We start from the raw sequence: 23,468 nt of genomic DNA on the forward strand, positions 1-23,468 counted from the left end.
ATCTATTCCAGTACATTTTACCGATGAGTATTATCTTTTTTTACCAAAATTCAACTTTCCTTTTAAAAGTGTAGATATAAAATCCCATTTTTAAACTTTATTGAATTTGACAACAGTTATAGTAGTCATAGGACTCACATTTCCACTCTTATCCGTGGATGTGATTGTTAATATTGTTTCAGCCTTTAAGTGAGAATTAATTGTAATAGTAAATTTACCACTACTACTAGCAGTTACTTCCCCTAATTTAGTAGAACCACTCTTAACAACCACCTCGGATCCTGGTTCAGCTGTTCCTGTTATAACATCAGCTTTATTCGTTACCGTATTAACTATTGGTGCTGTTGGAGGTGTTTTGTCTATTACTGTTACTTCAACTTTTTCACTACTATTTCCTCCTGAATCAGTAGAAACAATTGTTAATACTGTTCCAGCTAATTGTTTTGTAATTAATACGTCAAAACTTCCATTGCTATTTGTTTTTGCTGAACCAATCGTTTTATTTCCTACAGAAGCGAAAATTGTCGATCCTGCTTCGGCCGTCCCAGTGAAATGTGTGTCAGAATCACCTACTACATTAACAACTGGTTTCATAGGAGCTGTTTTATCTACTACAATTACTTCAGTTATTGAACTATTATTACCTGCATTGTCTGTTGAAAAAACTGATAATTTTGTTCCTGCACTTTGTTTTGAAGATAATAAAACAGTGAAGTCACCATCTTGATTTGTCACTGCTTGAGCTAGAATGACAATCCCTTTTGTAACTGTAATTGTTGTTCCCGGCTCTGCTTTTCCTGTTACATAAGTACTATTGTCTTGTACTTCATTTACGACAGGAGCATTCGGAGCTGTTTTATCTACTACAATTACTTCAGTTATTGAACTATTATTACCTGCATTGTCTGTTGAAAAAACTGATAATTTTGTTCCTGCACTTTGGTTTGTATCTAATAAAACACTGAAGTTACCATCTTGATTTGTCACTGCATGACCTAGAATTACGATGCCCTTTGAAACTGTGATTGTTGATCCCGGCTCTGCTTTTCCTGTTACATACGTACTATTATCTTGTACTTCATTTACAACAGGTGCGTTTGGCGCAGTCTGATCACTTACAATCACTTCTACTCCGTCACTTTCATTATTTGCTGAGTTAACTGCTGTTACTATAATTTTAGTACCAGCTGCTTGTTTTGTAATTTTCATTTCAAAGTTTCCAGTTTGATCCCCTATTGCATTAGCAATTTCATTACCATTTACTTTTGCAATTACTTTCGTTCCCGCTTCAGTTGTACCGGTAATCTTCTCATCTTGGTCAGAAATAGCATTCACTACAGGAGCTTTTGGAACAGCAGTATGAGTTCCAATTAATTCTTTCGTATCTCTTACTCGTATACGATTTCCTTCTGAGAATTTACCTGCTAGACCTGTTGCTTCTAATGTATCCCCAATATTTAGATTTGGTACAGGTCCGCTTTGGTTCATAACATATCCATCTGTAAATACTAATGTTGATCCTGAACCATCATCAATTATATAAGAGTTATCGTCATACTTAGAAACAACTTTACCAGTTACTTTAATTAATTGACCTTGATTCTCTTCATTATTTGAATCCTTTGTACTAACAGCCTTCGCTTCGATTGGCGTTCCTTTACCTAGTTTTACAACACTCTCTGTAAAACTACCAAACTCTAATTCGAAGTTATTTTCAAATATTTTTATATGACCATATATGCGTACCTTATCGCCAACTTGTAAACTTCCTGCTGGTACATCATTAAAGGCCATTATTCCACCAGTATCATCTTGAATGTAAGCAGCATCAAAGAATGAAGTAGCTGTTACAGTACCCTCAACAACAGCGTTCGTTCCTTCTGCAAGCTTACGGGCATCACCAATCGACTTTACTTTAGGATCAAGATGAGACAACCAGTTTACAACGTTTACTGCAAACGGGTCATTCCCTTTTGGATTATATGTTTGATCCATTTGTTTATCATTAAAGATATTCATACCTGAAACGAATACTCTACCATTTCCAACTTGTTCAGAAGCAATGACCGGAATGCTAGAGCCACCAGTGACTTGCTCTAATGCTGGACCATTTTTTCCATTCGAAGTTTGAACATTGTATTTTACAGTATCCGATTTAATACTAGTTGTATCTTGGAATGTAGACTCATTTCCTTGAACTAAAACTTTTACAGTATCACTGTCTGTTAAAGGAACTTTATTCCCTGAACCATCATTTTTAGCAAGACTAGATCCACTATAAAACTCAATCGGTTGAATGAAATCCATTAACGTTGTTTTTTGATTCGGCGTTGGGTGTAATCTAACCGCATAATTAGCAGTCAGTGGTGTTCCCCAGAAGTTACCATCATGTGTTTCATCAAAAATCCCATCATTGTTCACTAAAATACTTGAACCTACACCTGATAAAATACTATTTATGTTTTGATTTGAAGCACCAAAATTACTCTTTTCTGTCAGTAATAAAGAACCGCCATTTTTCACGAAATTATTAATCTCAGAAATTTCACTAGCAGAATATGCTGTAGCCGGGTGTGTAACGACTAATACACTAACATTCTTTAATACTTGTTCTGTAAGTGGTGAAGAATTTTCTGCAACAGTGTAACCTTGTTGCTTCATTAAGGTTGTAAATAATTTAAAATTATCTTTATATGTGCCAGTGTCTTGTTTTGAATTCTCATTGTTGTGAGACCCATCAATCATAACCACTTTGTTTAATGGAGCTTTAATTGTAAATGATTGCTCGTATTTATTATTACCGAGATCATGTCCATCAGCTGCTGATAAAACAACAATGATATTATGTGTACCTGGAACTGGATCCGTCCATGTAACGCTAGCACTTGCTGATGAATTAGATGGAAGCGAATCGATGGAAGCATCCGCAATAAAATGGTTTGCATCAATACTGTCATAATAGAAATGAGCAGTCACTTGTTTAACATCTAAACTTCCTTGGTTACTTATTCCCGCTGTTAAATTAGCTGAAAGTCCACCAATTATCGCTCCATCCTTCGTCGTAACATCACTTACTTTTACCGCTAAGTCTTTCTGTTGTGACCAAATTGGTGCTGAGTAAATTTGATCTCCGTCTTTTTGTGTTACTTTTACAACAAACCATTGTTGCCCGCCTACAACGGTAAAGCTAGGCTTCCAATTAAATGAAGTTGAATCATCTGTTGGAACATACTTGTCAACCACTGTTCCGTGATTTGTAATTAATTCTACCTTTGCGATTGCATCGTTAGAAGCAGTTTTTATATAGCTATAATCTGGATCACTAGCTTGCTCTAAAACAGGATCCTTACCAGAAATATTAAAATCTAATGTATCGGTATCCACTGTGGATCCCATATAAAAGCCACTTGCAGATACATCTAATGAAAAGTTAGGATCCTCTGACATATAAACACGTCTATTTTTCATTGCATCAAGTAGAGCATCTTGACTTAAATCTTTTGCTACGATTACAGTACGCTTCTTCGTTTGACCCCATGTTGCATCATGATTATCTTCACCATATGTTGGAGCAACATGCCAGCCAATATCAAGAGCACTATAATATTTATCTTCTGCGTTTGCATAAGAATACTTTCCTGATCCATTCCCTACCTCAAGCATTGTAAATAGCTTGTCTAAATTTTTGTTATAAGGGATAAAGTTATCGAATGCATTTGCAGACATTTTTGGATGGTTGAATTGCGCTACGATATTGTCATATGTTAATACCCAACCATAATACTTTTGTAAATTTTGGTAAGCACCACCATCTACAACGCGATCAATGAAATTTTCAGTTCCGAATACATTTGAGTGACCCCATGTAGTTGATGTCATTTCAAACGCAGGGAAAACTACGAATTGACCATCTTTCGTATATTGTTTTGCTAAATCTTTTGTTAACTGCCAATCAGTCCCACCTGTTCTCTCTTTAAAACCTTTATGATCAACAGTATCTTTATTTACAAGATCTGCATCGATATCGTGAGAGTGATCCGAGAATGCAAAGAAATCATAATGATACTTTTCAGCAGCTTTTAATGCTTCTTCAGGACTACCCGCAGCATCATGTGAAATATTCGTATGGTTATGTGTCGTTCCACGATAATGATTTCCACCAGTAAATCTTTCTGTAACTGTGAATTTCCATGTAAAGGTAGAAGGATTATTTAATTTATCCTTTGCAGATACCGTTATGATATGGTCACCTTCAGTTAATTCATTTGCGGTTGTAAGATTTACTTTAATTTCCGTGTCATTAATTGTTGCGATCGAAGTTTTATCTTGACCATCAATTGAAATAGCTGTTGATGAAAGATTGATTCCACTTGGATCATCCATTTTTACAACGATTTCTGGATGTCTTGAATCAGTTTTATCCCCATTTGCAGGTAACTCATTAAAAAATTTAGGACCGTCTTGATCGTCTACTACATTCACTTCTAAAGGCTTTGAAGAACTACCTACAGCTTGTTTACCTTCTGCATTTTCCGCTTCAATATAATAGTAGAATTTTAATTTTGGAACATCTGCTTCTAAAATTTTCCCATTGTAATTAATATGGTCTGCAGTGTCCATAATTACTGAACGATAAGTAGTGTCACTTTCTCCTTTATAATAAAGCGTAACTGAATCTGCATTCTTTGCAACGGCATTAAAAGCAGTATCCATTCCCGTATAAGCTTTTGTAATTGGAGTATGATTTAAAACTAATTGACCTTTTACATCACTTGCATTTCTTGGTAATAGTAGATATCCACTCGTAAAAGGTGCAGCTTTTTTATATTGGTTAACAATACCTGTAAAGGTATATGTCTGACCTTGTTCAATATTACCTAAAGATCCTTGAATACGGACGATTGCTAACTTTTCACCAGATTCATCACTTACTGTAATATCATAATTTGGACCTTCTGTAGGAACATTTGTTACTTTTCCTGTAAATGAAACTAATTTACCTTCAGTTGCCTCATTTAGCTCACCGATCGTAATATTTGAAGCCGCCTGTAAATGATCATTTCCAACGAAGCGAATCGCCGTTGGAATAAACTGAGTCATCCCCGCTGTAAATACTACTCGTCCATCAATGCTATATTTATTTCCTGCTTGAATCGTAGTAGCAGGATTCATATGATTGATAACATTGATTGCACCTGCCTGATCTTGAATAAAGAAATTTGTACTTACATCGCCAATTGGCTGATTATCCGTAGTTGCTACACCTTCAATTGTAGTAGAGTAACCAGTGTTGATTGGAAATCCTATTTCATCATTTTTTCTTAATTCACTGATTGATGTAACTGATTTATCCTTACCAGCAACATCTACTCTCGCGTAGTAACTTTCCTTTGGAGTAGGTTGAGTGAAATCAGTTTCCGTTAAGTAGATAGATGTCTGATCACTAGAATCTGTAAAACTTAATGTAAAAGAACCGTCAGCGTCTGCAGTTACTTGTTGCCCGTTAGTTAATTTACCTTCACTCTCAAAATAGGCTTTTACAGTAGATGTAGCAGGTACTGATCCAGCTTGCCCTGTAACGGTAGATGTACCATTAGATTTTGTATAAGTTATTTTTGAACCATCTGGAGAAAGCATAAATTTTGAGTTATGTACGATCATTTCTTCAGAATAATTCGCACTTGATGGTTTATTCAGGACGAAATCTTTTGAAGGATTTTTTGTAAACCAGCCATTTCCAAGTCCATATGCTGAACGTGGGTCTGTGCCGATATTTGTTTTACGTTGAATTGTCCCCCCACCAATTGTAGAGTCTGAAATTGGACTTCCCCAATATAAAGGGTTTTTATAAACAGCTGTACCATTTGTATACGCTAGTAAATCAATTGCGTCTGGGTCATCTACTCCTGTAACAGCTGTCGTTTTCTTCGCAAGTACTAATGCGCCACCAGTTGAACCACTTGGGTTTAAAGTAGTCGTACAATCCGGAATCACAGGAAGTGCTTGTCCTGTCGTACCTGTACTACCTGCTACTAAGAAGTAACTATGCGCTTTAATTATGCCTGATAAAGCTTGCCCTGCTCCAAAGTTCATTGTTGATGCTGAAGTATAAGCAATAGACCAGCCTGTTAAATTAATATCTTTATCTGTATTATTGTAAAGTTCAAAAAACTTTGTTTTGTAGAATGCTCCCCCATTACCACCATTTACATAGATTTGGCTAAATACTACGTCACCTGGTGAAATTACTTTTGGGTTATCAGTTGGACCAGTATAGTTTACAGCAGTTCGATCACTAGGAGTCTTTTCTGCTTCTTGAGCAACTAGATTAATCACTGATTTCGAACCAGGATTTGCAAACGTTACGTTAAATGAACCATCTGCTGCTGCTGTTGTAGTTGCTACGATTGTATTGTCATCGAAATATAGATTTACGATTGCATTACCAGCAACTGCTCCTGCAGTACCTGATACATTTGTATACGAATTAAAAGTAATTTTTGTAGCTATTGGAGCGGCTGTTTTCTGAACGACAGAACCTGAGAAATTTACTGAAACCTTATCACTTTCAGCTTTTCCATTTTCTTGTGCAGTAACATATACAACCGATTGTGAATTGGTAACTGTAGCGGTAAATGCACCATCCGCCGAAGCCGTAGTCGTACCAGCTAGTTTATTATTATCATTGTAAACCTTTACAATGGAATTACTAGCGACTGCTCCAGCATTTCCAGTTACTGTTGAATTTGTAGAATAATTGATTTTTGTTGCGTCTGGTGTAGCGGTTTTTTCTAAAGTTGGAGATCCATTTGCCTCACCATTTATAACAATATCAGCAATACGACTTGTACCAGTTGTCGTATTAAAATTAGTACCGTCATTTTTTGCAGCTAGTGGCGAATTGACAATCCATCTTAAATAAACTAAATTCTTGTCATTTACCTCACTTGGCAACGCTATATTATTTAATTGTCCCCCACTTGACCATGTAGCACTTCCCGTAGATACAGAACCACCAGGTACATCAACCCATGAATTTTCATCCAAACTATATTGAAGTTTGAAATCTTTTGGCCCCGTTGAAGAACTATATTGTTTAGAAGAAAGAGTTATATTTTCATAGTTTTTTGTTGATAATGAAACTTCCCAATAAGAACTATTATTTGACCATGTATTTGCGTTAATAACTGTATTCCCAGAAGGGCCGGCATTATATCCAGTAACCTTAGAACCAGTAGTTGTTATATTTCTATTCATATTTTCTGGTATTCCAACAGATGGTGTTGTTACTTGTCCATTACTAAAATCCCATTTTGCTAAAGTAGTTGACGTGACTGCTTTAGCCATTTGTGGACTAATTGTTGAAAATAGCAATAGTATCGTTGCAAAAAGACCAAAATACCTTTTGTACTTATGCATTATTTTGTGCATGAAAATTTCCCCACTTTAATTTATTATTTCTAATTAACCAAAACCTTCTTTCAAAAACACAAGACTATTTTACCATTGGGTTATTTCTAAATAACCAAAACCTTTTTCCGAAAACACAGGACTATTTTACTATCGGGAAATAATTACAAAATTAGCTCCTCTCCTCACTTGAATTTAGTTAACGCCAGTTAACTATATAATGTATATCACAGAAAATTCTACAATACTAGTCTAAATTTACGAACTCTTTACAATTCAAAAACAATTCTGTAACATCTAATTTGTACGATAACTATGTCTTTCTTACTTTTTATTTCCCGGAGGAAACAAATGAATAATAGTATTTTTTACTTACCAAAAAATAGATTCAATCGTGCTTTTCCCCTAGTTTTCTGCTTTCTCATTTTTTTTAGTACATCTTTTCGAACTGCAGAAGCTCATTCATTAAGTGCTAGTTACACTACACTAAATCTCTTAAAATCAAAAACTACAATGAACTTTGCTTTAGATGAAGTTTCTGTTATGGAATTAACAGGCGGGGATGTTAATAAGAATGGAATGTTAGATCCAGGTGAATTTGAGGCAATAAAGAAGAAAATAGAATTCACAATCCAGAATAATCTTATTCTGAAAGTAAATGGAGAAAAACAAAATTGGACAAAGGTAAGTAAGTTGGAGCTTAACCGCAAAGGTGATGCTACCCAGCTCATCATTGAGGTTGATTACCCTGCAATCCAACCTTCTCAATCTATTAGTCTTGCTGATCATTTGTATGAAAAAGATACAAGTACAAGTACTACCTATGTTGATTTGTTGAAAGTGAACTACGGACATGAAAGTAGTACTGCCGCTCTTTCAGATCAAGGCCGTATATGGTCTATGATTCTTAGTGACAGTGCATATGAGGGATTAAGCAATAATCAGGACACAATCCAACCTGCAAAACAACAGCAAAAGGTCGTAATAAAAAAAGAATCCCACTCAGACTCTACTACAAATACATCATCTAAAGGATGGGTTACGTTTTTAAAGCTTGGTATGAACCATATACTTACCGGTTATGATCATTTGCTATTTTTACTTTCACTACTGATTGCAAGACAAAGCTTTAAGCAGTTTGCTAAAGTAATTACTGCTTTTACAGTCGCACATAGTTTGACTTTGACACTAACTGTTTTAGGATTCATTTCAATTCCTTCTTATATCGTCGAACCTGCAATAGCGATTAGTATATGTTATGTAGCGATTGAAAATATCTTCCGTAAAAACATAGGTCATCGTTGGGTATTGACTTTTATTTTTGGATTAATTCATGGAATGGGTTTTGCAGATTTATTAACAACAATGCATCTTTCAAAAAGTGAATTAGCAGCCGATTTAGTTAGCTTTAACCTTGGAATTGAAATCGTTCAGCTATCGATTGTACTTTTATTACTACCACTATTAACACAATTACATCGCTCGAAGTATTCGAGGAATGCAATTATTTCTACCTCTACAATTGCCTTTATATTAGGCGGAATTTGGTTATTTGAACGTATCATATCTTAAACAGAAAGAGTGAAACCTTTGCGAAGTATTGCTACCGAGAAAAGATCGCCAGTCAATCCAAATCGACATTTTCTAATCATTATTTGCTTACTATTAGTATTTTTATTATATATTTCATCTACAACTGGACTAAGTTCAGCTTTTTCGATTGCTAAACTACAAGTCTTTAAGATGATCTTTATTAGTATTATTATCGAAGCTTTGCCTTTTATTTTAATCGGCGTATTCGTTTCAGCGATCCTTCAGGTTTTCGTTACAGATCAAATGGTCAGGCGGTTTATACCAAAAAATCCATTATTGGGTATAATCGCAGCAAGTGTTTTAGGCATCATCTTTCCAATTTGTGAATGTGGAATGGTACCTGCTATTCGTAAACTGATAAAAAAAGGAATGCCATTATATGTCGCTGTCACTTTTATTTTAGTTGGACCAATTTTAAATCCAATTGTCTTTTTATCAACAATAACAGCTTTTCGTAATCAACCAACTGTTGCATATTATCGGATGGGACTTGCTTTTGTAGTTGCACTAATTGTGGGACTGATTGTTTTTCAATTTGTTAAGTCAAATCAATTACGAGAACAAGCCGTTCAAACAAATGAAGATCATCATCATCACGATCATAAACACAATTCTGCTTCTCGTAATAAGTTCATTGAGATCATAGGCCATGCAGTAAATGAATTTTTTGATATGGGGAAATACTTAGTTTTCGGTTCAATCATTGTTGCTCTACTTCAAATTATCATTTCTCAAAATAATTTAATAGAATTAGGAAAAAGTGGTCCATCGGCAAACTTCCTTATGATGGGATTAGGCTTTATTTTATCTCTTTGTTCAACATCAGACGCCTTTGTCGCTCAATCACTTCAAACGATTTTTACAAAAAGCTCTTTAATTGGTTTCATGGTTTTCGGACCAATGATCAATATTAAAGGGATCTTGATGATGCTTGCTGTTTTCCGATCTCGATTTGTTTTATTACTTAGTACACTAGTTTTCATTTTTGTTTTCATTGGAACGCTTGTTTTACAGTCTATTAATTTATAAAGGCAGTGATCTACTTTGAAAAATAAAATCAACTCCAATTCGATTCATCATTTTATAAAAGCTGCTATTCTCTTAGGACTTGCTGTTTATATTTTTCAATTGACACTTACAGACGAAATCCTGCAATTTATCGTGCCAGAGCTTGTCATTTATGTGAAAATTGCAACTGCTATTCTTTTAAGTGTAGCAATCGTTCAAATCTATATAGCCGTTCTTTCATTAAAAAGACATATCATTATTTGTGATTGTGGTCATGATCATAGTCACGACCAAGTTTTTAGTCATGATCATCATCTTTTAAAAAAATCAGTCGTAAAAGATGTTTTTATTTACAGCTTATTTTTATTCCCTCTATTGCTCGGGTATATTTTGCCAAACCATGCGAGTTCTAGTTCTCTTGCTAATAACAAAGAAATGAATTTTAAAGGACTAGCCGTTCAAGCTTCTTCGAATGGACAGGCTGTTGAAGTGGAAGGTCATGAGGACCCTGCTTTAAAAAAATTGTTCAAAACAAATGTGTATGATCAAGATTACGCTAAGCTTGGAATGCTACTGTACAAACAGAGCACAATCGAGATGAAGGACAAGTGGTTTATTGAAAAGCTACAATCAATGAATACGTTTGTCGACAATTTCCAAAATAAACAAATTAAAATAAAGGGGTTTATCTATAGAGACCCTAAGTTATCAGGTAATCAATTTATTATTGCACGAATGGGTATGACTCATTGTATCGCCGATATTTCACCATTTGGTATGATTGCAGAATCAACCAATTCACAGCAATTTACAAATGATTCTTGGGTAACAATTACAGGAACAATCGGAAAAACAAGCTTTAATGGTCAAACAGTCATTAAAATAAACGTTCAAAAATCAGAGCCAGCTAAAGCTCCAAGTGTTCAATACGTGTATCCAGATTGGAACTTTGGATCAAAGCTGTAGCTTTAAAACGAATTTAGAGGTGTTTATATGGTATTGAAGTATGGAAGTCTTTTCTTAGTACTCCTCCTTACGTGTTATAGCTTTAATCATTTTTATCGAAATAAAGAGAGATTTCCTAGTACTTTAAAATCAATGATCTCTTTATTGGTCGGTGTATCCTCGGCTACAATTAGTTTCTTAATCATGTTAACTACAAATTATAATGTATTATTAGCTTTCATTTTGAACCTTTTGTTAGTCATTTTAATTTTTGTTCTTTCGAAGAAACTAATTGATAAAAGCGTTACAGAAACGTTAGCATCTCTACTCGGATCGTTTATCGGGTTTGTCATTGGTTATATGACATTCATTTCAAGTAAAACAATTGTAATTGTGGATATTCTGTTTATTATTTTTATTTATCTATTATTATTTTTCGTTGATCGTAAGCTAGTTTCAAATTTAAATCAAAAAAATAAGAATAAGAGAAATCATGTCAAATCAACAAACAGTACTGTCGTATTAACATCAATCCTACTTATATTTGTCATCATATTTACCGTTAATATGAATAAAGTAAAAGTTGGTGTAATTGGGCAACCACAAAAGCAAGCTGCAAAACAAGATGATCAAAATGACCTTCAATACGCAACAATTCACGTAACACCATCAGGTTTTAATCCGAAAAATACCATTTTTAAACCTGCGACAATGACTAAAATTATTGTTGATGTGGATCCAGATGCCGGGGGCAATGCAAGATTGGCCTCTTCAGACTTAGGTATTAACATTCCATTGAAAACCGGAAAAAATATTCTCCTATTAAATAATCCATTAAAAGGAGAATATAACATCTCTTTTGAGCCATCTAAATCTGTTGGTAAGTTGACTGTTAAATAAATAATGAATGAAGAAAAATCCACAAGTAATTAGTTTTACTTGTGGATTCTTTTTTGTATAAAGAGTAATACACCGTTGAATAATCTTACTATCTAATCCTAATAAAATTTTATAATTTATCACATTTCTATCACAAATTTAATTTAGAATTTAGAAGTTGTTTTATTTTCAATTTACTCCAGTAGAGATGAGGTGATGTAAAAAAATGAAAATCCGAATTATGGGGTTTTCTTTCTTAATATTATTGATTGCTACCGCTTTTTTTCCGTCATTAGCTTTAGCACATGCCTATATCATCAAATCTACACCTAAAGAGAATGAAGTTTTTACAAAATCTCCTCAACGAATTCAAATACAATTTGATGAATCAGTGCAGTCTGCATTTCATTCTTTACAAGTCTTAGATGAGGTTGGGAAACGAGTTGATTTGCGAAATGACAATCTAAATAAGCAAAATCATTCAATTTTAGAAGGCAGCTTAAAACCTAATTTACCAGATGGAAATTATCATATTGTTTGGAAGGTAATTTCTAGTGATGGCCATTCAGTAAATGGTGTAATTCCATTCAGAGTAGGAAAAGTTGATAGTTCATCAACACTCTCGAATAAAGGAACCCAATCCATATCAAGCACAGAATTAATGGGAACCTACTGGATTGAATATATGAGTTTACTTTTATTTGTTGGACTTTTATTTTTTTGTTTATTTATATACAAAAGCGATCAGGAAAATAGAACGATTACTTTTAAAAATGCTAAAGTATTATTTTTAATCTTCTATTTTGGAACTTTATTTAGTGTTCTTTTAAGCCTTTTAGTTGAAACAAAAAACTATACAAATGGTTCATGGCAAAGTATTTTTCACAAAAATTTGCTATTGGAAACAATAAACAGTACAAAATTCGGAAGTGTATGGGTAATCCAGCTTCTAGTACTGATCGTTCTAGCTAATTCACTGTATATAGCTTGGAAAAGTGAACAAAAAAGTTCTTTCTATTGGTGGTTAAGTGCTTTATTAATTGGCATTTTCTTACTAATCTCAAAAGCTTTTATTGGGCATGCATCAATGGAAAATGAATTTTTACCTATTTTCTTTGATAGTATTCATTTACTCGCTGTTTCAATTTGGCTAGGAGGATTAATAGGCATAAGCTATATACTCCCAAAAACGCATCAGAAACATGAAGCGAATGGGGATTACTGGAAAATGATCCAACGATATTCTAGTTGGGCAACATTATCAGTCGTTTTACTAATGGCAACTGGTATTTATGCAAGTTTAAAGTATATACCTAACTTTTACTCTTTATTACATACAACCTATGGTAAGGTTTTATGCGGAAAAGTTATCTTATTTCTAGTCATGCTACTTTTAGGATTGAATCATTTTATCAAAGGTAAACGCAGAAAAAATAAATTAGGAAAGTCTGTTTTCTTTGAAATATGTATAGGAGTAATCGTACTAATCCTAACATCCTTATTAACAAACCTACCAACTGCAATGGAATCACCTGGTCCTTTTAGTAACACAAAGCAAAATAAAGGTTATTCAGTTACATTAAACACTACCCCAAACATAGTCGGTAAAAACAAATTTAAAATTAATATACGAGATAAAAATAATAAGCCCGTGACTACTATTCAACAAGTTACGCTTACCTTTAAAAACACTGACATGAATATGGGAAATAACACTACTCAAGTTAAGAAAACTTCGGCAGGTGTTTATGAAACACAAGGATTTTATACTGATATGGCAGGGCATTGGGATTTAAAAGTCCACATTTTAACGAATTCCCTCGATTCTGTAGATGTAGATTTTAACTATATTGTAGGTAGTAAATGATTTATCACATATAAAGGAGACCAACTAAAATGAGAAAATTCTTTTCAAAAACGACTAAAATAATCGCTTCAGCATTCGCGATGACAATGTTCTTTACTGGGATTGCGAGCGCGCATGTTGTAGTTAATCCTAAAATTTCAACTCCTGGTGCTTGGGAAACATACACAATGAAAGTACCATCTGAAAAAGAAATACCAACAACAAAAGTTACACTTAAAATTCCTTCAAAATTTGAATTTGTTTCATATCAACCTGTCCTAGGATGGAAATTTAGCGAAACAAAAGATGCAAACGGTGTTGTTACATCTGTTACTTGGAGTGCAGAAAATGAGGGGATTCAAGCCGGACAATTTCAACAATTCGTATTTATGGCCAAAAACCCAGACGCTGAAGTAAACGGAGCTTGGGATGCATATCAATATTATAAAGATGGCAGTATTGTTGAGTGGACTGGTGACGAAAAATCAGAAGCTCCTCACTCGATTACGAATATCGTAAAAGACATAACCGTAAAAGAAGTACCTGCTAAAACAACAAAAGATACAACTGTTAAGGAAGATACTGAGAAATCAACTTCAAGTAATACATCTTTGGTGATGTCAATTGGGGCAGCTGTCCTTTCGGTAATCGCTTTACTGATCGCTATTCTTAAGAAGAAATAAGAATAAGTTATATAGACTAAATCATAAATAGAGGTTGCCTTAAAAGTCTTACTGGCACCCTCTTTTTTTATTATGAAGTGAGATTTGAAAGACTAAACGAAAAATCTCATCTGCAAATAAGTCTTATAGAATGGCAAATAATGAATCTCTCAATGCAAATAAATTTAGCAAAACTGCAATTAAAATTCCAAAGAATCGCAAATATAATTACCCATACATGACTTAAAAATTGTACAATAAAAGATCATTTCAAATTATAAACAAGAAAATATGCTCTATAGATTAAAAACTTGATATAAATCTGCTTATTATCTATAAAACAGAGAAATTTTATTAAAATTAAAAAATAAGACAAGAATAGATTGAATCATATTCTTGTCTTTAAATATTTTTAAGGGAAAGTTTTTAATTGAAAAAAGATGCTCTTATCATTTTACTTTTCCAAAAAGGGTGATTAATCATAAGCACCCTTTTTGGTTGAGAGTAATTTGTACCGCTTGTTATTTCACTTTTTATAGTTTGATAGACATTACGCTTGTCCACTCACCTGAATTTTTTGTGTTCCAACAATTTTGTAAGAACGGATTTTTTAATAATAAGTTTTGCCTTTACTTAATCCTTTGTTCATGTAATTAGTTGTTGTCACGCTAGTTAGGTGAGAATATGATCTTGTTTTTGATGTTGATTTAACAATTTCATATCTAGTTGCACCTGATACTTTTGACCAAGTTTTTTCCAGCTTTCGTTAATTTAGCATTTGATGTTTTAGCAGGAATTGCTACCCATTTCGCGTAAATTGTTGTGTTTGATTCAGCTGAACCTTGTTTACACTTCTTTACTTTTTAGATGAAACTTTGACTGTTGTAATAGCACCTTGGTTTCCAGCTGCATCTATAGCATATGCAGATAACACTGTATTTGCTTTTAGTTGTTTAATCTTCAGACTAAATAATCCTTTAGAATCAGCTTGTCCTGTTGCAATTACATCACTACCGACTTTTATCGTGATCTTTGCATTTGCTAACGTCGTTCCTGTAATCTTTGTATCATTTTCATCTATTGGATTAATAACTGGTCCATTTAGTAACCATTTTGCATAAAGTGTTACATTACTTGTCACTTTATCAGTTGCAAAATTCCATGCCACTTGACCTGCAGCATCTTTATACCAACCAATAAATGTATAACCAGTTTTTGTTGGGAAAGATGGCATTGCAATTGTAGTGTTATAGTTTGCTGTAAGTTCAGCTACTGTACTTCCACCTTGGCTATCAAATTTAACTGAGTACTTATTTATGCTCCATTTCGCATATAAAACTGTATCTTCTGTTACTTTATCAGTTGCAAAATTCCAAGCAGTTTGTCCTGCTGCATCTTTATACCAGCCAACAAATGTATAACCAGTTCTTGTTGGAGCTGTTGGTGATGAAATTGTTGTTTTATATTCTGCCGTCTTGCTTTGTACTAAGCTACCATCTTGTTTATCGAAAATAACGTTAAACTTATGAAGTGACCATTTTCCATAAAGTGTTTTTTCTGAATAGATTGAGCTTGTGAAATCCCAAGGAATTGTACGTGCTTCATCTGCGAACCAAGTTAAATCATAACCATATACAGTTGGTGCTGTTATTCTGCGTGCTACAATCTGATCTTTTGTTCCATCTTTTACTTCAGTTGGTGCATCACCTGGAAGGACGAAATGCACATTATATCCATTTCCTACTTTTTGAACTACTGTCACATCAGCATAGTCAGTAGCATTTATCGTAATCGTATAATCCCTCGTTCTTGTGAACAAGCTCTTATCTAGGGTAATCGTACGGTTAACTTTATCTACATTGTATTTCGATCCATCTACCGCACTACCGTTTAGTTTAATGCCTGTAATCACAGTTGCCCATTCATTATCACTGAACTCTAACACCATATCGTTCCCTAGTACATTATCCGTTGTATCTGCTGTCACAACAGAACCAACTAATGCATATTTCGCATAAAGTGTGATTGGTTTTGTTACAATCGTATCAAAATCATATGGCATTGTTAAATTTTGATCTGTATACCAACCATAGAACTTGTAGCCAACTTTTGTTGGATCAACTGGTTTTATCGCATTTCTGTCTACGATTTGAGCTGGAACTGGATCTCCACCATTTGATACAAAAGTTACCGTATAACCGACAACTTGATCAGTCACTGTAACATCTTTATACCCTTCTGAAACAATCGTTACATTGAACTTTTGTCCAACTGCGAACAGATTTGCTTTAAGTGTAATATTATTATTTGAGATTGTGTAATCCTTATTTAGATCTAATGTTTTAGCGCCGATTTGTACAGCTTTAATATTATTTTTCCATGTGCCATCATCAGTAAATGGTAATGTTATATCACTGCCTACAGTATTTCCAGCAACATCTTTATTTACCGTTGGTGGTACTTTCATCCAACATAAATAGAAAGTAGAATTATCTGTTAGCACTTTACCATTTGTCGTAATATCTGACTTCTTATCAATTGAATTAGCTGCATCCAAATATAGGTCTGGGCTGATCGTTAAATTTCCATTTGTTACACGTGTTGAAGCTGCATTCATATTTAGCGCATTTGTTTTTGCATTGATTAAACTATCGGCAAAATATGTGTCAGTTGCATTCTTTAATGTACCACCGTTTAAATCAATATGACGTCTATATCCAAGTTGTATACTTGGTATTGTGACAATTTCGCCTGTTGTCGATGTTACAGTTAAATTATACCCTTTGATCGCACCAGCATTTCCAAGCGTTGGCATTTCACTGAATGCAAACTTTTCACCTAAATTGTTTTGACCTGCTTTAACAGCTTGATCATGTGTAGCTGTTGTAAAGGATAGAACTCCATTACTTCCGTTAGACGACAAGCTATAAGTACTTGGGTCTAATGTATACTGTGTTGGTGTCGTTTCAGTTGAACCATCGCTCTTCATCTGATAGAATTTCGCTTCAATTTTTGCAATTTTATCTTTACTAGTTAACCAAGAAACATTCGTTAAATAGTCTGGAATATTGATTTTTAAATCGCCTTCTCCAAGCACCCATCCTATTCCACTTACAGCACCGTTACTTCCGTCAAATTTTAATCCATTCGGGTTCGCTTTATCAACTGGTGAATAACTTTGAGTCGTATTCATTTGCCATTTTGCATAAACGGTTGTGTCCTGGGTTAAAACAGTTTCTGTATTCCACTGTGTTATACCTTCTGGCTCATTATACCAACCAAGGAATTTATAACCAGGTTTAGTTGGTGCAGGAGTGTTGTATGAGATTAAATTACTATCCGGACCATTTGATCTACTTGCATTCGCTCTGTATCCCACTGTCATCGGGTTTATCGTTGACCCGCCTTGGCTGTTAAACGTAATACTGTAGCCTACTGGTTGTTGAGCAGTGTAAGTTGGATCAAAACCTCCGATGACATCTGGATAATTCGTACCATCTGCACCTATTGAGCCAATTGTCAATCTGTATAGTTGTGGCAAATAATTTTTTCCACCAGGGTTGACAGTCGCTGCACCATAGGTTGAAGTATTTTTCGGATCGAGAGTCGAATCTGTCATAAATGTTTTCGCATTGAACGTAATTTGACCTGGTTTACTAATGTCATAATATTTTTGATTTGTATCTGGATTGATTAAATTACTAATATCCATGCTCTTACCATTGCCAGTTGTTACAATCACCTTATTGATTCCATTTCTCCAGTTCGCATCTTCTTTGAAAGTTAATGTTAAGTCCTTCCCGATATGCGCTAACGTTGGGTCTGTGATAATTGGAATTGATGGCGTCGGAATTGGTACTGCTGATACTGTAAGAGGTTTAGTAACATCTTGGTATCCTGTCGCCTTCACTGTAATTGTGTAATTCGTTGCCGTCGGGAATAAAGAACCTGGGAACGTAATTTTTGATGGCATAGTTTGCTGTACACCATTTGCATCATAATACAGATATGCTGGGTTAATTGTTACTAAATTCGTTACATCCGTTGAACCTAGCATAATTTTTGTAATTGATTTTCTCCATACTACATCATCAACAATCACCGTGCTTGTAGGTGACATCGAGATTGTTGCCCCATTTTGCAAGTCTTGTAACTTTGGTGTTGATGAAATTGTTTGTGCTGGAGCTGTAAAATTAAGCTTTTGAATGACTTGCTGTACCGTATCACCTGCATTTAAAGTGATTGAGCCTGCATAGTCTGTTGTAAATGTTTTATCTTGATCTACAGTTAATTGTGCAGTTGGAACAGTTAAACCTGCATCAATTGCACTTTGATTTTGCTTACCAAAGTTTTTAAAGATAAAATAGAAGTCGTTGTAATCAATACCGTAACCAAATCCTGTTGGCTTAATCCAATAAATATCTTCATCACGGTTCGTGTTTAAGAATGCCGTTTTGTTTGCTGCATTATTTGCCGGATTATTAAAATTATTTAGGTTTTTATATTGATAATATACATCGATTTCCTTCATCAAATCTTTCATGTCGATTACGTTGTCACCATTAACATCTCCACCTAAAAGGATCGGGAATAGACCTCGAAGATCTTTTACAGTACCTGATTGATAACCAAATTTGTTTTCACCAATTACAGGTGTTTTTTCATATCCTTTAAAGTGTCCTGGTACACTTGCTTCGACAGAATACGGCTTGTCACTAACATCCATTGTCAGAGCATAATAAGGGTTTATAAATGTATAAGCCATTGTATTATTAAATGATGTTGGTTGGTCCGTTGTAAATTTTTTACCTTTATCATCAGTTGCAGTTACCTTCGCACCAGAATCAACCGTGAATTGAGGATATTGGTTATTTACATTATTTCTTGCGAAAGATTCCGCTGCCACTTGACCTCTAAGTACAGAGATATTCTGTCTTACATAAGGTACATTTGTTGGGAACCAAGGGACTCTTGTATCTTCACCTGACAAAGTTAAATTCGCTTGTAGTAATTGATATTCGAATTGCCCTGTTATTGGATCAGGACTGTTATAGGTCACATCTGCTTCTATAATCGGCATATCATGATCAAGTGCACCCACTGTACCTATATTTGAAATCGTCAAATCTGTTGTTAAGCCAATTCCATAAGTTGGATGTTTATAAGGTTGACCTACCGTAAGAACTTTAGTCGGATCAATACCTTTACTGATTAAGTAATTTTTATACTCATCCGTAAGGCGAATATTACTGAATTCATAGACATTGTTACTATTCAGCAAAAATTTACCGCCGGTCATTCCTACTCCATACTTTGTTGTCATTGTCATTTTGAATGGTTTATTATTATCAACGACTACTTTATCTTCGTTACCTGGTCCTGCGTCTACTCCATTAGATGAAGTTAACGTGACATACGGATTTCCCTTTTTAATGAAAAAATAAGTCTGTCCGTTTACAGTTCCATCACTTTCACCTGAATAATCCTGAGGCTCAATATAAAATTCACTACCCATTTTATTTGCTACATCCTCAGCAGTCACCCCAAAATGGAAGCGACCTTTCGCATCAGTATCAAAGTAAACTGTTGGGAACGAACTATCTTGATAACCTATAACACTGTTCAAAGCTTGATCAACTGGAACTGGCGTTACGCCATCCTTAGGGCTTGGCACAGACGTTTCTCCATTATTTTTCATTACGTCTATATTTGAGTCATAAACTGTACCACGGAATCCTTTGATTTCTTGTCCAGGCAAGTATCCTGTCGGGTCAATTTCATAAATTCCACCATTGGAGTCTTGATCCATCTTCATTGTTGGTGGTGTACCGTCAACATAGACCGTATCTTCCGCTGTGTAACGTTTTCCATCTTTACCAGTTGCGATCAACTCCAGTGAGTAAGCACCTTCTTTTAGAACTTGCACTGAGTTTGAGATACCAGACTGATCATACGTTCCATCGTATGCCTTTGTAAATGGAAGATACAATCCATTAAAAAGTGTAATAAGTGGGCCATATTGAACACCCGGGATCAAATTACTACCGTTTGATAACCTATTGGCTAAACCTATATATTTTCCGTCCTTGTCTTTTATGGCAACATAGTAGCTTTCCATTTCGTTATTTACCGATAAATAATAAGCTGAAAGATTTCCTTCTGACGCCGCTTTTATCGCTACTTGGAATTTATTAATTCCTTTTTCCGCAACTGTAATCGTAAACGGAACACGATAAGTCTCGGATGGATCAGCAGCGTTTACTAGATTAATATACCCCTCGTAAGTGCCATCTAATGAATTTGACGGAACTGTAATTTTTGCCGTTGCTTTAACAGTGCTTCCTCCGCCTACATTAATAGCGTTCACGTTTTTCCCATCGACAGAAAAATCGATTTTCACATCATTTCCTGTGCCAGGACCCACTTTATTTGATCCAGCAAATTTTGATGAAATAAATGCAGTACTTACATTAAATGTTTTACTGCCAGTTCCTAGATTGGAAACATTAAAATCTTTTGAAGAAACCACATCATCTGAACCGTTCGTTGCACCTTCTCCTCTACCTTTAAAACCAAAGAACATGCTCCCAGTCAGGTTATCAACTTCATGAGCTGTTGATCCATCTGAAAGATTATCAAACGTAACTGCTTTATCTAAAACTTGAATTTTAACATCTGCAGCGATTGCACGAGCCGGATCAACACGTCCCGCACCTACTTGATATACGCTATAAGTCTTTGAATCTGTGTTAATACTCTTTGCTGTATTCATTAATGCCGTTTTAACATCTGCAGGTGTATAATCTGGATGTGCAGCTAAGACTAAAGCTGAGATCCCAGCAACATGTGGTGTTGCCATTGAAGTACCAGACATAATCTGATACGCAAGTTTATAATCATGAGTTTTATCGTTTTGTGGCTCCCAAATATCGTATGGAGCTGTTGAAGAAATATCAACACCAGGAGCTACAACATCAGGCTTAATTGTCCAATCTTTAACTGGACCTGTTGAGCTAAAGCTTGCCAACTCATCTCCACTCTTACTAATTGGTGTATCGAGTGTAGAAGGGAATGTAATGTTAGCTGATTTTGGATCTTTTTTAATCGCATCTGATAGAGCTTGTCCTTGTGATTGTGTCAATGAAACTGAGTAAACATTATCCATACTGACACCTAAGAAGTTAGGTATATATCCTTGGCTATCTGGATCATCCGTATTATCCCAGATAATCATACCTGCAGCTCCGGCATTTTTAGCATTTGCCATTTTTGTCTGTAAGTATTCTCCGCCACGTTTTACTAGAACAAGTTTACCTTTCACATCAATTCCACTATAATCTGCCGCACTTCCTAAACCTACATCAACGATTGGTAGTGTTTGCCCTTTATAAGCATCGTCTGATTGTGAAAAGTCTTTACCGAATAAACGTGTTTTATAAGAAACTGAACCATTCTTAATTGTCATTGTTGCAATTTGTTCAGGTATCGTACTTGCGCCAACAGTAATTGCTAATGCTGAAGTTCCTGGTGCACCAACTGTAGCTTGCCCAGGACCAGCATTACCTGCTGCAACATCACACACAACACCTGCTAAAGTAGCATTATTAATGGCGATACTAGTTGGATAATATGGGTCATTAATATTTGCACCAAGAGAAAGATTAATCACATCCATGTGATCTTTTACTGCTTGGTCAATACCATTTATTACAGAATCTGACGTACCATGTCCACCCGGTCCTAGTACACGATAGCTATAAAGGTCTACATCTGGAGCTACCCCATTTGCCGAATATACATCATTATTATTCGTCGTATTCGCTGCAATCGTTCCTGCAACGTGAGTTCCATGAGATGTAATATATGGCTTATAATCTGCAGGAGGTGTCCCAGAGATTACATCAGGATCCGCCCGATCGGCTACCCAATCCTCATAAGTTGTTTCCATTGGATCATGGTCGTCTACGTATTTAACGTTACCATTTGCATCTAATCCTTCATTATTAACTAAGTCATGTCCACCTTTATAAACACCCTTCAAATCTGGGTGGTTGTAATCAATACCAGTGTCTAATACACCAACCTTAACCTTTTGTCCTGCACGTGGACCTGATTTAATGATCCCTGTATTACCTTCAGCTTGCAGTTTATCAATCCCTAAATAAGAAAGCCCCGTTGTTGGCTTCCCAGCAGATCGACTTGTCGCGACAGCTTGTGAAGCGTTATCTTCTGGAACAGAATATTCTACTTGAGACCAAATAGATGCAACATCTGGATTTTCAGCAAGTTTTTCTACTTGATTTGCAGGTAGTGATAATGCTACTCCATTAAATGCATCTGTGTATTCACGCGTAATCCCCATCGAAGTATTAACAGATTTTCCGCCAATGATTTGCGTCTTAGGCTGTCCATTCACAAAGCTTTTAAATTTAGCATGAGAATCTGACACCTTTTTTTGTGCATCAGAATATTCACTTGCAAATGCTTGACTATTTGCAGTTGCTCTTCCTTTTGCTAGTGATTGCTTTATGATTTGAATCTTTGCTGGATCTTCTTTAAATTGAACAATTACATTAATCTTTTTTGAACCAGTTAAATCCTTTTTGTCCACATGAATTTTCTGAGCATTATCTGCCCCAGTAAGCTTATTAATATTTACTTTTTGCTCTGGTGTCAATCCAGCCAATATGTGGTTCACTTCATCTGCTGTAAATTTCCCATCAGACGAGCCACTTTTCTGATTGGCATTTGACTCAGCATGTGCAAGAATTGCACTTTGTGGTAATGTGACATTTAGTAACATGGCACTACTTAAAGCAACAGCAGATAACGTTCGTTTCTTTTGTCTCTTTTTCATGTTTTTCCCCCCACCATTAGATGTTTATCGATTAACTATTAAAAATATTTAGAAAATAGATTAATCTACAGTGCAATAATACATTACTAAAAACTTCTTCGTATTGGGGAATTTGCAACTTTGTGTCAGTGATTGTCGAAGAAAACTACCTATTTTTAATGCCTAAAACATGCTGGTTTTTATATGAAGAATAGCTACTTAATAATTTCTTGCCAAAATATGTCGTTTCTTCAATTACTTTCTGTTCTAAATACCTTAAACATTAAAT

General features: G+C 35.0%; 8 protein-coding genes. 6 read left to right on the plus strand and 2 right to left on the minus strand.

Annotation, left to right across the window (positions count from 1 at the left end; translation table 11 throughout):
* Positions 1 to 90: 90 nt before the first annotated feature.
* Positions 91 to 7,431 carry an Ig-like domain-containing protein gene (locus MY490_RS19795; RefSeq protein ID WP_248267185.1) on the minus strand — a complete coding sequence of 2,447 codons (7,341 nt, stop codon included), beginning with the start codon at positions 7,429 to 7,431 and terminating at the stop codon, positions 91 to 93.
* A 330-nt stretch (positions 7,432 to 7,761) separates the two neighbouring features.
* Here MY490_RS19795 and MY490_RS19800 point away from each other — a divergent pair, with 330 nt between their 5' ends.
* The 6 genes from MY490_RS19800 (at position 7,762) to MY490_RS19825 (ending at position 14,364) form a co-directional block, all read left to right on the plus strand.
* Positions 7,762 to 8,982 carry a HupE/UreJ family protein gene (locus tag MY490_RS19800; RefSeq protein WP_248267186.1) on the plus strand — a complete coding sequence of 407 codons (1,221 nt, stop codon included), beginning with the start codon at positions 7,762 to 7,764 and terminating at the stop codon, positions 8,980 to 8,982.
* An 18-nt stretch (positions 8,983 to 9,000) separates the two neighbouring features.
* Positions 9,001 to 10,032, plus strand: coding sequence for a permease (locus MY490_RS19805; RefSeq protein ID WP_248267187.1), 1,032 nt, complete (start codon positions 9,001 to 9,003; stop codon positions 10,030 to 10,032).
* 15 nt (positions 10,033 to 10,047) lie between these two features.
* Positions 10,048 to 10,977 (plus strand): TIGR03943 family putative permease subunit, encoded by a 930-nt coding sequence (locus MY490_RS19810; RefSeq protein ID WP_248267188.1) that lies wholly within the window; start codon positions 10,048 to 10,050, stop codon positions 10,975 to 10,977.
* 27 nt (positions 10,978 to 11,004) lie between these two features.
* Positions 11,005 to 11,856 carry a hypothetical protein gene (locus tag MY490_RS19815; RefSeq protein WP_248267189.1) on the plus strand — a complete coding sequence of 284 codons (852 nt, stop codon included), beginning with the start codon at positions 11,005 to 11,007 and terminating at the stop codon, positions 11,854 to 11,856.
* A gap of 205 nt (positions 11,857 to 12,061) precedes the next feature.
* Complete coding sequence (locus MY490_RS19820; RefSeq protein WP_248267190.1) at positions 12,062 to 13,702, plus strand: copper resistance protein CopC; 1,641 nt, start codon at positions 12,062 to 12,064, stop codon at positions 13,700 to 13,702.
* Positions 13,703 to 13,731: 29 nt separating this feature from the next.
* Complete coding sequence (locus MY490_RS19825; protein WP_248267191.1) at positions 13,732 to 14,364, plus strand: YcnI family copper-binding membrane protein; 633 nt, start codon at positions 13,732 to 13,734, stop codon at positions 14,362 to 14,364.
* 835 nt (positions 14,365 to 15,199) lie between these two features.
* On the opposite strand, the gene MY490_RS22210 is transcribed toward MY490_RS19825, so the two are convergent.
* A complete protein-coding gene (locus tag MY490_RS22210) occupies positions 15,200 to 23,200 on the minus strand; it encodes an InlB B-repeat-containing protein (protein WP_282439819.1) in 8,001 nt (2,666 codons plus the stop codon).
* Positions 23,201 to 23,468: the final 268 nt, after the last annotated feature.

It is taken from the genome of Gottfriedia acidiceleris, assembly GCF_023115465.1.
Taxonomy (GTDB): domain Bacteria; phylum Bacillota; class Bacilli; order Bacillales; family Bacillaceae_G; genus Gottfriedia; species Gottfriedia acidiceleris_B.